Origin of the sequence: Microbacterium natoriense, assembly GCF_030816295.1 — a bacterium.
Taxonomy (GTDB): Bacteria; Actinomycetota; Actinomycetes; order Actinomycetales; family Microbacteriaceae; genus Microbacterium; species Microbacterium natoriense_A.
The window spans coordinates 4,095,594-4,110,062 of the sequence record NZ_JAUSXV010000001.1 but is presented as its reverse complement, the minus strand read 5'-3'; the positions used below and the strand labels follow the sequence as shown (position 1 = coordinate 4,110,062).

The 14,469-nt window shown below is 68.2% G+C and carries 7 protein-coding genes; all 7 read left to right on the top strand.

What is annotated here, in order from left to right:
• Positions 1-91 precede the first annotated feature (91 nt).
• The 7 genes from QFZ53_RS19450 to QFZ53_RS19420 all read left to right on the top strand — a co-directional run bounded on the left by QFZ53_RS19450 (position 92) and on the right by QFZ53_RS19420 (position 14,368).
• Positions 92-2,779 (top strand): LamG-like jellyroll fold domain-containing protein, encoded by a 2,688-nt coding sequence (locus QFZ53_RS19450; protein ID WP_307299190.1) that lies wholly within the window; start codon positions 92-94, stop codon positions 2,777-2,779.
• Positions 2,780-2,796: 17 nt separating this feature from the next.
• Entirely contained in the window at positions 2,797-6,939 is a 4,143-nt protein-coding gene (locus QFZ53_RS19445; RefSeq protein WP_307299187.1) for a beta-L-arabinofuranosidase domain-containing protein, read from the top strand.
• 207 nt (positions 6,940-7,146) lie between these two features.
• Positions 7,147-7,773 (top strand): hypothetical protein, encoded by a 627-nt coding sequence (locus tag QFZ53_RS19440; RefSeq protein ID WP_292907079.1) that lies wholly within the window; start codon positions 7,147-7,149, stop codon positions 7,771-7,773.
• 24 nt (positions 7,774-7,797) lie between these two features.
• Positions 7,798-8,859 (top strand): COG1470 family protein, encoded by a 1,062-nt coding sequence (locus tag QFZ53_RS19435; protein ID WP_307299184.1) that lies wholly within the window; start codon positions 7,798-7,800, stop codon positions 8,857-8,859.
• Positions 8,856-9,077: a hypothetical protein gene (locus tag QFZ53_RS19430; protein ID WP_307299180.1), complete on the top strand. Its 222-nt coding sequence runs from the start codon at positions 8,856-8,858 to the stop codon at positions 9,075-9,077. The genes QFZ53_RS19435 and QFZ53_RS19430 overlap by 4 nt, the downstream gene beginning before the upstream one ends.
• Before the next feature lie 57 nt (positions 9,078-9,134).
• A complete protein-coding gene (locus QFZ53_RS19425; protein ID WP_307299177.1) occupies positions 9,135-11,693 on the top strand; it encodes a family 43 glycosylhydrolase in 2,559 nt (852 codons plus the stop codon).
• Positions 11,694-11,737: 44 nt separating this feature from the next.
• Positions 11,738-14,368 carry an immunoglobulin-like domain-containing protein gene (locus QFZ53_RS19420; protein WP_307299174.1) on the top strand — a complete coding sequence of 877 codons (2,631 nt, stop codon included), beginning with the start codon at positions 11,738-11,740 and terminating at the stop codon, positions 14,366-14,368.
• Positions 14,369-14,469: the final 101 nt, after the last annotated feature.

Below are 14,469 nucleotides of genomic sequence, written 5' to 3'. Positions count from 1 at the left end.
GTCGGGTCCGCTTTCGGTCTGGCGCTGGATTCGCTCCGTGTGCTAGGTTTCCTGGTTACCGGTAACAAGCCGCACTCTCCTGGAGCTCTCAATGATGAAGTCTCACGCCGTGCTGTCCCGATTCCGCGCCGTTGCCGCCCTCGCTCTCGTATCGGTGGCGGCATCCGCCCTCACCGTCTCACCGGTCGCTCCGGCCGCGGCCGCCGATGCCGCAGCTCCCCGCAGCGGGCTCGTCGCCGAGTACCTGTTCTCGCAGACCAGCGGCGCCTCGGTGGCGAACACGGCAGGATCGGGCGTGGGTGCGGCGACGGTCGTCAACGGCACCGACGCCCACTGGACCGGCAGCTCGCTCGCCTTCACCGGCGGAGCAAAGACCAGCACGACGGCCGACTGGGTGCGACTGCCCGACGGCATCCTCGCCGGAGAGAACTCGGCCACCATCACTGTGGAGACGAAGTTCGACGCCTCGATGCTGTCGACCTGGCACTTCCTCTGGAACATCGGCAGCGACAGCACCTCGTCCTACTGGTTCGCCTCGCTCAAAGACGTCCCCCGCACGGCGATCACCACGAGCGGCAACGGCGGCGAGAAGAACGCCCGCGGTACTGCTGCACTCACCGCCGGCCGCTGGTACAGCGTGACCAGCGTGATCGACGGGAACGCCGGCACGATCTCGTTCTATGTGGACGGGCAGCTGCTCGGGTCGACCGCGACCACGCTCACCCCGGCATCCCTCACCGCCCAGACCGCCAACGCGATCGGGCGCTCGCCCTACCCCGACCCGTTCTTCCAGGGCGAGGTGTCGGCCTTCCGGGTGTACGACCGCGCCCTCACAGCCGCCGAGGTCGCCGACGTCTCCACAGCTGACGCAGCCCTGCACTCCAGCGGCTTCCAGCAGTACGCCCAGTCGGCCGTCGACGCGCTCAACGCCCTCACGCTCGACGACGCGACCACGACGCTGCCGGCCTCGAGCACCGCCGCACTCAGCTGGTCGTCGCAGAACCCCGACATCACGGTGGCGGCCGACGGCCGCACCGCATCGGTCCGCCAGCCCGCCGCGGGCTCTGCCGCGATCCAGACCACGCTCACCGCGACGGCGACCGTCCGCGGCGTGACCGTCTCCCGAGAGGTGCCAGTGACCATCGAACCCGCCCCCGCGCAGACCGACGACTACGGCTACCTGATGGTGCACTTCATCGAGGATTCCGCGGGCTACGCCGAGAAGATCTACCTCGACATCTCGCGCGGCGACGACCCCGAGCAGTGGGATCCGCTGAACGGCGGAAAGCCGATCCTCGCCTCGCACCTGGGCACCACCGGCGTCCGCGATCCGTTCCTGACCCGCAATCCCGAGACCGGCACCTACTACATCATCGCCACCGACCTCCGCGTCTTCGGCGGCGACAACGGCTCCGGATCCTGCACGAGCTGGTGCTACTGGACCAAGAGCGCCAGCACCAGGCTCATCGTCTGGGAATCGGACGACCTCGTGACCTGGAGCGCTCCGCGCAGCTTCGACACGGCGCTGAACAGCGCAGCCGCGAAGGTCGCCGAGCTCGGCATGGCCTGGGCGCCCGAAGCACTGTGGGTCGACGACTACTACCCCGACGGGCGCGGCGCCTTCGTCATGTACTTCTCGGCGAACGTCTTCCAGACCGCCGATCACAGCGACAGCTCCTACAACCGCGTCGTGTGGGGCGCGACCACCGACTTCACGCAGGCCACGTACTCGTACGGCGGCGACTTCGTGAACACCGGCGCCAACACGATCGACACCACCATGATCCAGGACGGCGGCACGACGTACCGCATCACGAAGGACAACGGCACGGGCAACGGCATCTACATGGAGTCGACCACAGCCGCACGCTGGTGGGAGAGCGGCACCGCATGGACCACGCTGCAGACGAAGATCGGCGCCGCCTGGGCCGGCGGCAACGCAGGCGGCGTCGAGGGCCCGGCGGTCTTCAAGAGCCACAGCGACGAGAAGTGGCATCTGTACGTCGACGTGATCCCGAGCACCGGATACCGTCCGATGGTCACCACCGACCTCGATGCCGGATGGAGCCAGCTGAACTCGCCGACGTTCTTCATGACGCCCAGCACCAAGCACGGCGGCGTGATCTCGCTGACGAAGGCCGACTACGACCGGGTGCGTGCGGCGGATGCTGCCGCAGCCGTGACGAACGACCTCGGCGCCGTCGAGATCGCCGCCGGCAGCAGCTCGGACCAGCTCGCTGCGGCTCTGCCCCAGAACGCCGATGTCGTGCTCGCCTACGCCCGTGGCACGGCCACGCGGCCGGTCACGTGGAACACGGCATCCGTCGACCTCGCGACTGCGGGCACCTACCCGGTGACGGGCACGGTGCAGACGATCGGCGCCAACCTCAACACCTGGACCGGCGCCGGCGGCTCGACCGCGTGGAACGCGCCCGACCGCACGCTCGCGAGCAGCACCGCGGTCACCGTCACCGCTCAGGTCACCGTGACGGCGCCCGCGCTGAGCGTGACGGCGACTGCCGGCACGCGCTGCGTGGCAGGCAAGGTCGTCATCGTGACAGAGGTCGTGAACAAGGGCGGCCAGGCGGTCACCGCATCCGTCACCACGGCGTACGGAACGCAGGATGCCGGCTCGATCGCCCCCGGCAAGAAGATCAGCCGCACCACGACCACGCGCCTGGGGTCGATCCCGGCGGGCCAGGTCTCGGTCTCGGCGACCGTGCAGGGCGCCACGACCACCGTGACCGCCGACTACGCCGCGCGCACCTGCGCCGGCTGAGCGAGAGACGAGAGATCATGTCCATCCGAAGAGACGTACGCGCTGCCGCCGTGCTGACCGTGGCCGCCCTGGTCGGGGGCTCCGCCGCCCTCAGTGTCGCTCCTGCCGCCTCGGCCGCGACGGAGCTCAGCATCGAGTCGGGCAAGGTGCTCGAGCTCGGCTTCGACGGCGCGCTCACCGACACGAGCGCCCTCGCCGCCGCCGTGACCGTTCAGAAGGGCACGGCCGCGTACGCCGCCGGCATCCACGGCCAGGCGTTCTCCTTCGACGGCTCGACCGCGCTGCGCCTCGGCACCGATGCGCGACTGCAGCCGGCCGATCTCACCGTGTCGTTCTGGTACAACCCGAGCGCGGCGATGACGGGCGAGCAGGTGTTCGCCTGGAGCAAGACCGCATACAACTCCGACGGCTGGTATCTCACGAGTGAGGACGCCGGCACCCCGCTCGCGCTGTCGATCGGCCCCTCGTCTGGCCAGCCCTACAAGGTCGCGGTCGCGGGCACGCGCTCGTCATTCTTCCCCGCCGGCACCTGGACGCACGTCGTGGCGACCTACGACCACGCCACCAAGCAGGTGCAGTTCTATCGCAACGGCGTGCGGCAGCTCAGCACCGTGAAGAACGCCGTGAGCGCCACGGCCTCCGGCGTGCTGGGGTCAGAGGGTGCCTCGGTGAAGACCCTGGGCTACAACGGTCCGCAGTACAACGGATCGCACCTGAAAGGACTTCTCGATGACTACGCGCTGTTCAACGCAGTCGCCACGATCGAGGACGTCGTGACGCTCACGCAGCGCGGCGACGCCACCTTCGACCCGTCCGCCGTCGCGCAGACCGACCTGACCGCGCTCACGGTTCCCGGCGCCGCGGCGGCCGACTTCGCGCTCGCGACCGAGGGGGGATCGGGCAGCGCGATCAGCTGGGCGTCGTCGAACAGCGGCGTGATCGCCGTCGACGGAGCCGTCGCCCGCGTCACGCGACCCGCCGACTCCGCGAGGACCGTGACGCTGACGGCATCCGCCCGCTACGGCGGCAGCACCGTCGTGACCCGTGACTTCACCGTCACGGTCGCACCAGAGGGCGAGTCCGCGTCGCAGTTCCTCGGTGACGCCGGGCTCGAGAACCTCGAGGTCACCGACGCGTATCTCGACAATGCCAACGGCAAGACGATCGACTACCTGCTCAGTCTCGACCCGGAGAAGTTCCTCTACTCCTGGTACACGCAGGCGGGGCTGACGCCGACCACCGACTCGGGCTACGGAGGGTGGGAGCGCTCGAGCGGCACGCGGTTCACCGGACACTTCTTCGGCCACTACATCTCCGCGCTGTCGCAGGCGTACGCCACGACGACGGATGCCGGCATCAAGGCGCAGCTTCTCGCGAAGCTCACCTCGGCAGTCGAAGGACTGAAGCGCTGCCAGGAGGCGTGGGCGAGTTCGCACCCCGCCAGCGCCGGCTACATCGCTCCGTTCCCGATCAGCGCTCTGCCTAGCGGCGCCGACGGACTGCTCGTGCCGTTCTACAACCTGCACAAGGTGCTCGCCGGCCTGCTCGACGCCCATCAGTACGCCCCCGCAGGCGTGGCCGCCGACGCGCTGACCGTCGCCTCCGGCTTCGGCACCTGGGTGAAGAACTACGCCGCCTCACTCGCCGACCCCTCCACGATCCTGCGCACCGAGTACGGCGGCATGAACGAGGCGCTGTACGAGCTGTACGCGATCACCCGCAGCCCCGACCACAAGCGCGCTGCCGAGTACTTCGACGAGGTGGCCCTCTTCCAGCGGCTCGCGAACGGGCAGGACGTGCTGAACGGTCTGCACGCGAACACCACGATCCCGAAGCTGATCGGCGCGCTCAAGCGGTACACGGTCTTCATGGACGACCCTGTGCTGTACGCCACGCTCAGCGACGCCGAGAAGACCGCCCTGCCGATGTATCTCACCGCGGCGCAGCGCTTCTGGCAGATGGTCGTCGACGACCACACCTACGCGAACGGCGCCAACAGCCAGTCCGAGCACTTCCACGGCGCGGACACCCTCTACGCTTTCGCGACGAACGGCGTGACCAGCGGCTACGGCGAGAACTCCACGGCCGAGGGCTGCAACGAGTACAACATGCTCAAGCTCACGCACGCGCTGTTCGCGGTCGATCATCAGGTGAAGTACGCCGACTACTACGAGTCGACCTTCATCAACACGATCCTCGCCTCGCAGAACCCCGAGACCGGCATGGTGACGTACTTCCAGCCGCAGACCGCGGGCTACGCCAAGGTGTTCGGCACGCCGCTCGACCAGTTCTGGTGCGACCACGGCACCGGCATCGAGAGCTTCACGAAGATCGGCGACTCGATGTACTTCACCGGCCCCGACGGGGTGTGGGTGAACCAGTTCTACAGCTCGGTGTACCGCGACGAGGCGCACAACCTGCAGGTCACGCAGAACGCGAACGTGCCGGCCGATCCGGTCGTGCGCATCTCGATCGATTCCGTCGACGGGGGAGCGGTCGCAGACGGCGCCGCGCTGAAGCTGCGCGTGCCGTCCTGGGCCGTGTCGCCGAGCCTGACCCGCAACGGCGAAGCCGTCGATCTGTCCGCCGCCTCGGGCGGGTATCTGACCGTCGAGGTCGCCTCCGGCGACGAGCTCGTCTACACGCTGCCGGCGAAGGTCTCGGTCAGCGACGGCACCGAGAACCCGAACTGGGTGGCCCTCACCTACGGCCCCGTGCTGCTGGCCACCGAGCTCAGTCGCACCAACGTCGGCGCCAGCTACACGGCCGGTGTGCTCGTGCAGATGAGCACGGCCGACAAGTCGCTGAACTCGAACGTCGTGGTCGCAGACCCCGCGGCCTGGAAGGCGGATGCTGCGAACAAGGTCGTCCGCCTGGCCGACGGACCGAACGCCGACGGTCGTACGACCATGCGCTTCGCGCTGCAGGGCGTCGACTCGGCATCCGCGGCGCTGACCTTCGAGCCGTACTACAGCCTCTATGGAGCGCGGTACGCCACGTACATGACCCTCGTGCAGCCGGATTCGCCGGAGGCGCAGGCGCTGATCCTCACTCAGAAGCAGCAGCTGCGCATCGACGAGACGACGATCGACTCCCTGACGTCGTTCGACAACAACAACAGCGAGGCCGACAAGAACTACCGGTACAACAAGTCCGCGGTCGGGGTGTTCAACGGACAGGGCTACCGCGACGGACAACGGGCGACCGACGCGTACTTCCAGTACGACATGATCGTCGACCCGTCCGCGCCTGCGAACCACCTGGGCGTGCGGTACTACGGCGGCGACAACGGACGCACCTTCGACGTGTACCTGAACGACGTGCTGCTCAAGCACGAGCAGGTGACGAACGCGAACGGTGCGACGAGCTGGTACATCCAGTACGACCGCATCCCGCAGACCGTGCTCGACGGCATCGCGGCGAAGGACAGCTACAAGCGCGATCAGAACGGGCAGTACGTGCTCGATGCCGAAGGGCAGAAGATCCCGGTCGTGACCGTGCGATTCCAGGGCAACGGCTCCAGCTTCGTCGGCGGTGTGTTCGGCGTGTACACCTCTCTCACCGACCGCTATGGAACGGATGCGGCACTGTCGAAGCTCCAGGTCGCCGGCGGCGCCCTGGAGCCGGCGCTGACGAGCGGGGTCACCGAGTACACCGTCACGGTGCCGGCCGACGCGACGACCGCGTCGATCGACGCCGACCCGGCGGTTCCGAGCGGGCTCGTGTATGCCGACGGTGTGCTCATCGACGACGTCGCACCCCGCACGGTCGCGGTGAAGCCCGGTGATGCCCCCACGGTCGTCACGCTCACGTCCTATGCGCAGGACCACTCCACGAACGAGGTCTACACGCTCACGATCGTCCGTGAGTCGGAGCTCGACGTGTCGGCCACGGTCGCCGTGCGCTGCGTGGCGGGCAAGGCGACTCTCGTCACGAGCGTGCACAACGGATCGGATGCTGCGGCCACTGCGACCGTGACAACCGCATTCGGCACGTCGCAACTCAGCGTCGGCGCCGGCAAGACCGTGTCGAAGTCGCAGGCGACCAGGCAGTCATCCGTGGTGGCCGGCGAGGTATCGATCACGGCGCAGGCCGTGCTCGGAGGGCGGACGGCGACAGTGCAGGTGACTGCTCCGTACGCGGCGACGACATGCCGCTGATCCGCTCTTGACGCGCGGATCACGGAGCCATAAAGTGGAATTGTTCCCGCTAACAATCTGGGGAATGGATGCACTCCACTGGGGGAGTGCGCCGGGCAAGGGCGCCCACGCAGTTCCTGCCCGATGCCTGAAAAGCGAACCCGACAGCCGCCAGGCTGATCGTCGATTCGGTGCGGTACCCGCCGGCCGAGGAACTGGAGAAACACAATGATCAAAAAAGGTATGGCCGCGCGCTGCGCCGTCGGAATCCTCGGCGGGCTGATGCTCGCCGGTGTGGGCGTCGCCGCCTTCGCAGACCCGAGCGAGAACGGCTCCGGTGACGTCGACGTCAAGGTCGACATCGCCTCCACCGCGACCGGGTCGCTGAGCCTCACCGTCGGCGGCACCGAGACCACCCTGACCGAGAGCGGAACCACCGCTTCATACCGTCAGTTCACCGGCGCGCTGCCGAACGTCACGGTCACCGACACCCGCGAGGATGTACCGGCCGGTGTGTTCTGGTACGTCACCGGTCAGGCGGGCGACTTCGTCGGCGCGGCAGGACAGCCGAGCATCACCCCGGACCACCTCGGCTGGGCTCCGAACGTCGTCACGGCCAACGACGGCGAGGTCAGCGCGGGCGACACGGTCGGCACCTCTATCGACGGCGGCGCGAACGGCGTCGGCCTGGTCGGCCAGGAGCTGCTCGCCCTCGCGCTCGACTCCTCCGAGGCGCAGGCGACCTCGGGCCAGTGGACCGCGAACGCGAACCTCGTGCTCAAGACCCCGGTGACCGTCGCGCCCGGTTCGTACACGTCGACCCTGACGCTGTCGCTCTTCGAAGACACGTTCTGATCCCCTTCGTCTGCCGGTGACATCATGACCTTCCCCCGCTCTGCACCGCTCGCGCTGTGCGCAGCCGCTCTCGCGGCCGTGCTCGGCCTGTCGTCGGCCGCCCACGCCGACGACGCCCCGAGCGATGCGGTCTCGTGGTCGGTGTCACCGGCGGACGGAACGGGCGAAGACGGTCGCGTCTCGATTCAGCACGAGCTGGATCCGGGCGAGAGCATCGAAGAGCACATCATCGTCCGAAACCTCGGGGCGGGAGACGTCGTCTTCTCGCTCTCAGCGGCGGACGGCTTCTACACCGAGGCGGGGCGTTTCGACATGCTCTCGTCGGACAAGGAATCGACCGACTCCGGCAGCTGGATCACGATCCCCGAAGAGATCGAGATCGCGGCGGGCGGGTCGGCGGTCGTCGCCTTCACGATCACGGTTCCCGAGAACGCGGAGCCAGGTGACCATGCGGCCGGTGTGGCGGCATCCGTCCTGTCGATCAAGAAGGACGACTCCGGCGCCACCGGCGTCGGTGTCGAGAGTCGCGTGGGCGTCAAGGTGCTCACGCGCGTCGCGGGCGAGCTCGCACCGGCCTTCGCCGTGCAGAACGTGCACGGCGACTATCGACTCAACCCCAATCCGTTCGAGGCGGGCGGGCTGACCGTCACCTTCGACGTGCAGAACACCGGCAACGCCCGGATGGATGCCGCGGGCACCCTGGCCATCGCAGGCCAGGAGACCTCGTTCCCCGCCGAGGGCGAGCGCCCGCAGGTGCTGCTCCCCGGCGAGAGCAGGTCGTTCACCGTGCAGGTCGCGGACGTGTGGCCGCTGTTCCTCCTCGCAGGCGATCTCACGGTCGCCCCCACAGCCGCATCGCTCGACGGCGAGCAGCTCTCCGTCGAGGCGGCGACCACGTCGCTCAGCGTGTGGGCGATGCCCTGGCCGCAACTGCTGCTCCTCGCCGGGGTCGCTCTGCTCGTGCTGGCGCTGCTGTGGAACCGCATCCGTTCGCGCCGTCGCGTGGACGAACTGATCTCGAAGGCCGTGGAGCGCGGTCGCGAAGAAGCCCTCGACGAATCCCGCCGAGAGAGAGTGACCGGATGATCGCCCCTTTCACGCTGAACTCCGATGCGGATGCCGCAGCCGACGGCGTAGGAGGCGTGCAGATCCACGTCGACATCACGCAGCTCCCCACCCACGTTCCGGTCGACGGCCTCGCCACCACGGGCGTCGACGTCCCCATGTTGCTCATCGTCGTCGCCGTCGTCCTGATCGTCGTCGGCACGGCGATCGTCGTCCGGCGAACCCGGCGCCGTCACTGACCGACCCGGGTCTCGTCCACCGGAACCGCATACCGCCACCACTCGAAGGAGAGTGCGATGCTTCTGTCTGCCCGCATCACGAGGACGGCCTCCGCGCTGCTCGTCGCCGCGATCGCCGCCGCCGGTCTGTGTCTCGCGACGCCGGCCGCGGCCGCCGGCGTCGACCCCCAGGTCATCGCCTCCTACGACTTCGAAGACGGCACAGCCCGCGACACCTCGGGGCACGGCAACGACCTGACCCTCTCAGGGGGAGCCGCGATCGAGGCTTACGGCGACAAGCCCATCGGCGGCAAGGCGCTGTCGACCCGCGGCGGCACGCAGCACGCAGCCTTCCCCGTCGGCCTGTTCGACGGGCGAGACGAGTTCACGATCTCGATGAACTACAAGAACCGCTCGTCGACGGGGAACTTCTTCACCTTCGCGGTCGGTCAGGATTCAGACCGGTACCTGTTCCTGCGCACTCGCTATCAGGATCTCTACGCGGGGATCACGAAGGCGTCATGGCAGCAGGAGTCCGGAGCGACGGCATCCCTCGACAGCTCGGTCCAGGGCATCTGGGGCAACGTCACACTCACGGTGTCGCCGACCGAGATCGTCGTCTACTACAACGGCCGGCCCGTCGCGACGAACTCCGACGTGAAGACCAGCATCAGCGAGCTCGGCACGAACCTTCAGGCGTATCTCGGCCGTTCGCTGTACGCAGCGGATCCCTACTTCAACGGGGCGTTCGACGACATCACCGTCTGGGACCGGGCGCTCGATCGGGCCGACCTCCTCGGCTCCGGCGTGGCGGAGGCGGTGGACACCGAGCAGATCCTCACTCAGCGGGTGAGCGCCGAGGGCGGAACGAGCATCCTCGACATCACGCTCGACCATTGGGCATCCGGCGGCGGCGCCACGGGTGAGCTCAGCGATGCCGCTGACGTGCGATTCGACTTCCTCACGCACACCGGCGAGACGCTGACAGCGGCAGACGGCAGCCCGGCATCCGAGATATCCGACTACAGCGAGCCGGTGCGGCTCACACTGACGAAGGCTGACGGCACCACGGTCCCCTATGAGGTGCGCGTGCACACGCTCGTGACGCCGATCCGCATCCCCGGCCAGACCGACGCGACCGGGGCGACGGGCATGAAGTTCTTCGCCGACCCGGAGATCTTCGCCGATGGCGGGACGTACTACATCTATCCGACTACCGACGGCTACTCGGAGTGGGGCGGCTGGACCATCCACGCGTTCGAGTCGACCGACCTGGTGAACTGGACCGACAAGGGCGTCGTCGTGAACCTGCAGGATCAGAATCTCGACGGCACGCCCGACAGCGGCATCCTGCCGAATCGCACCAAGAAGGCCTGGGCGCCGGCCATGGCGAAGCGCGACGGGAAGTACTACCTGTACTTCTCCGGCGACGGGCAGACGAACGTCGCCGTGTCAGACCGGCCGGACGGCGGGTTCGAGCTCACGGACAGCGTCGTCGCCGACAGCATCGATCCGGCGACCTTCCGCGATCCGCAGACCGGAACGTGGTACATCGCCTGGGGTCAGAGCGGCATCAACTACGCCGCGCTGAACGCCGACATGCGAAGCTTCGACCCGGCGACCCGCGTGCAGCAGCCCATCACCGGCTATCGGGAGGGTTCGTACATCACCGCCCGCGAGTACCTCGGGCGGTGGACCTACTACTACACCTACTCGGTCGACGACACGAACTCGCCGGACTACCGGGTCGCCTACGCCACCGCGACGAGCATGGCGGGCCCGTGGACGTATCGCGGCGAGATCCTGAACAAGGACGTCGCCAAGGGCATCCTCGGCACCGCGCATCATTCGGTGCTGCAGATCCCCGGCACCGACGACTGGTATGTCGCGTACCACGCGTTCCTCACCGACGAGATGCGCCCGCGGCTGGTCGATTTGACCAACGGAAAGCAGATCGCCACCGGCAACAAGCGCGAGACCCGCATCTCCCGGCTCACCTATACGCAGCCTTCGGCGGCAGAGATCGCTGCGGGCGCAGTGCCACTCATCCAGCGCATTCCGGTCACCTACGAGGGAGTCCTGCCGGAGACCACGCCGACGGTCTCGGTCGAGGGCGCGGCCGCGGTCGGTTCGACCCTGACGGCGGCGTTCGGCGACGGGTGGACCGCGAGCTCGTGGTCGTGGCTGCGCGATGGAGAGCCGATCGTCGGCGCCGACGCCGCGCACTACGTCGTGACCGCAGCGGATGCCGGGCATGAGATCTCGGCACGCGGCATCGGCGAATCCGCGACCGGCGTGCGGAACAACGACAGCACCGCTCCCGCTCGCACCCACCCGCTCACCACGGCGGCTCTGGCGATACCCGATGCCGGAATCGACGTGCGGTTGTCGGTGCAGACCCGGTGCGTGGCGGGCAGGGCCGCGGTCGTCGCGACCGTCGCGAACGAGACGGGGGAGGCGATGGATGCCGTCGTCTCCAGCGCCTTCGGAACCAAGACGATCATGGCGCTGGCCGACGGTCGCAGCACCTCGGCGACGTTCAGCACTCGCAGCGCGTCGGTCTCCGCAGGAACCGTGACCGTCACCGTCGGCGGCACCGCCGTCGAACAGACCTACAGTGCGCGGTCATGCCAGTGACTCGCGCCACCATCACCCACCACCAGGAACGACAGGAGAGTCGCATGCGCGGAAGAGCACGGGGCCGCAGATCGGTCGCCGCAGTCACAGGAGCAGTACTGGTTGCGGGGCTGGCGGCATTCACGCCCCAGGCCGCAGACGCAGCGGAGCCGTCGTCGCTGCTGGCGCTGTACGACTTCTCGGAGACCAGCGGCACGCTCGTGCACGACGCGAGCGCGCACGGGAACGACGCCACGGTGTTCGGCGGTGACGCGTGGAGGGCCGGGTACATGCAGTTCACCGGTGCCAACTACGTGCAGATGCCGAACGATCTGCTCGCAGGCCGCAGTGCGGCGACGGTCGTGATCGAGACCTCGCCGCAGGCCCTCACCGGCGCGAAGTTCCTGTGGAACATCGGCGGCTCGAGCAGCTCGACGAGCGGCCAGGGTCAGTTCTTCATCCAACCCGTCGCACCCCGTGTCGCGATCACCAAGACGAACTGGTCGGGAGAGCAGAGCGTCACCTCGGCGACCAGGCTCGTCGAGGGGCAGTGGCAGTCGGTCGCCGCGACCATCGAGAAGAACGCCGGCGGCACCACGTCGACGCTTCGCCTGTTCATCAACGGCACCCAGGTGGCGGTGAAGACCGACTCGACCGTGAATCTCACCGACCTGCTCACGCACACGATGAACTACATCGGCAAGAGCGCCTACGCGGCCGACAGCCTGTACCAGGGCAAGGTCTCGACGTTCCGCGTGTACGAGGAGGCGCTCCCGGGAGCGACTCTGGCGGACATCGCCGCGACCGACGCCGCAGCCGCGGCGACCGAGACGGTCGCCGCGCTCGACCTCGCCGCTGCGAACACGCAGAGCCTCGATGCGGTGGAGACCGACCTCACGCTGCCCACCGCGGGCGGAGTCACGTGGACCTCCTCGCAGCCCGGGATCGTCGACTCCGACGGCACCGTCACCCAACCGGCATCCGACACGGTCGTCACCCTCATCGCCGTGTCGACCGTGCGAGGCGTGCAGAGCACTCCGCGCAGCTTCTCCGTCACGGTGCTCAAGGACCCCGCCGCGGCCGACAAGGCGCAACGCGACCTCGACGCGATCAGCATCTCCGATGCCGGCGACGTCCGCTCGAACATCGCGCTGCCGGCATCCGGCGCCCGATACGGCTCCACCCTGACCTGGCAGAGCTCCGACCCGGCGATCGTCGACGTGACCGGCACGGCGCAGACCGCTCCCGGAATCGTCAGCCGTCCTGAGGGCGGAGACGCCAAGGTGACGCTCACGGTCACCGCGACGATCGACGGCGGAACGGCCACGCGCGAGATCCCCCTCGTCGTGCGTCAGGCCTACGACATGCCTGCGACGACCGACTACCTCTTCACGCACTTCACGGGCACCGAGGGCTCGGCGACCGACGAGCAGATCTACTTCGCCACCAGCCGCGATGCCAAGACCTTCATCGACACCCGTCCTGCGGGATCTCCCGTGCTCTCCACAGCCCGGAACGCGGGCGAGGGCGAAGGCGGCGTGCGCGACCCGTTCCTCGTGCGCTCGCCGGAGGGCGACCGGTTCTTCCTGATCGCAACAGATCTGAGCATCTACTACCGCGGAGGCTGGGGCAACGCGCACGCCACGGAAGACGGCTCGACCGAGCTCGTGATCTGGGAATCCACCGATCTCGTGAACTGGAGCGAGCCGCGGCTCGCCGACGTCGCGAGCGAGATCCCGAACGCGGGCATGGCCTGGGCGCCCGAGGCGATCTGGGACGACGTGACGGGTCAGTACTACGTGTACTGGGCCACCCGCGCCGACGGGAACACCGCGTTCGGCGACAGCGTCGACGTCTACCTGTCGACCACGCGCGACTTCCAGACCTTCTCGACCCCGGTGAAGTGGATCGACCGCGAGCACTCCATCATCGACACCACCGTGATCAAGGTGGGCGACTGGTACTACCGCGCATCGGGCGACGGCGAGATCACGATCGAGAAGTCGAAGAACCTCGCTGCGACCACCGCGTCCGCCCTGCCAGCCGCCACCGGCACCGACCAGCAGTGGGTTCTCGTCGGCACGCTGCAGTCGATCCTGGCGGGCAGCGGCACGTGCGCCGCCGGTACGAACTACACCGGAGCCTGCCTCGAAGGTCCGGAGTTCTTCCAGTACAACGACGACGACCGCGCCGGCGCGCAGCAGCTCTACGGGCTGCTCGCCGACCAGTACGCGACGGGCCGCGGCTACGTTCCCTTCCGCACGACCGACATCGACTCGACCTCGAGCTCGGTGTGGAGCAAGGCGACCGACATCAACCTCGGCGCGATCAAGAAGCGCCACGGCGGCATCGTCCCGATCACCGCGGAAGAGTACCAGCGCGTGATGTTCCACTTCGCCGGCGTCGGCACAGACCCCGACCTGAGGCTGAGCTCGGCCGTCACGACGCGCTGCGTGGCAGGCAAGGTCGCTCTCGCCGTCTCGGTCACGAACGCGGACACCCGGGCGTCCGATGTCGTCATCACGACGCCGTTCGGCGACAAGACCGTCAAGGCGGTGCAGCCGGGCAAGACGGTGACGCAGACCGTGTCGACCAGGCAGGCGGCCATCGCCGCGGCATCCGTCGCCGTCGACGGCACAGCGAGCGACGCCTCGTACTCGGGGAGCACGTTCTACGACGCCCGCACCTGCGGCTGAGCCGAAGGGATGCCGGCCGCGGACACGGTTCGCGGCCGGCATCCAGACGAGAAGTCCCGAGCGCACTATCGTTGTACCGTTCACGGTCGTAGCGCGGAGGG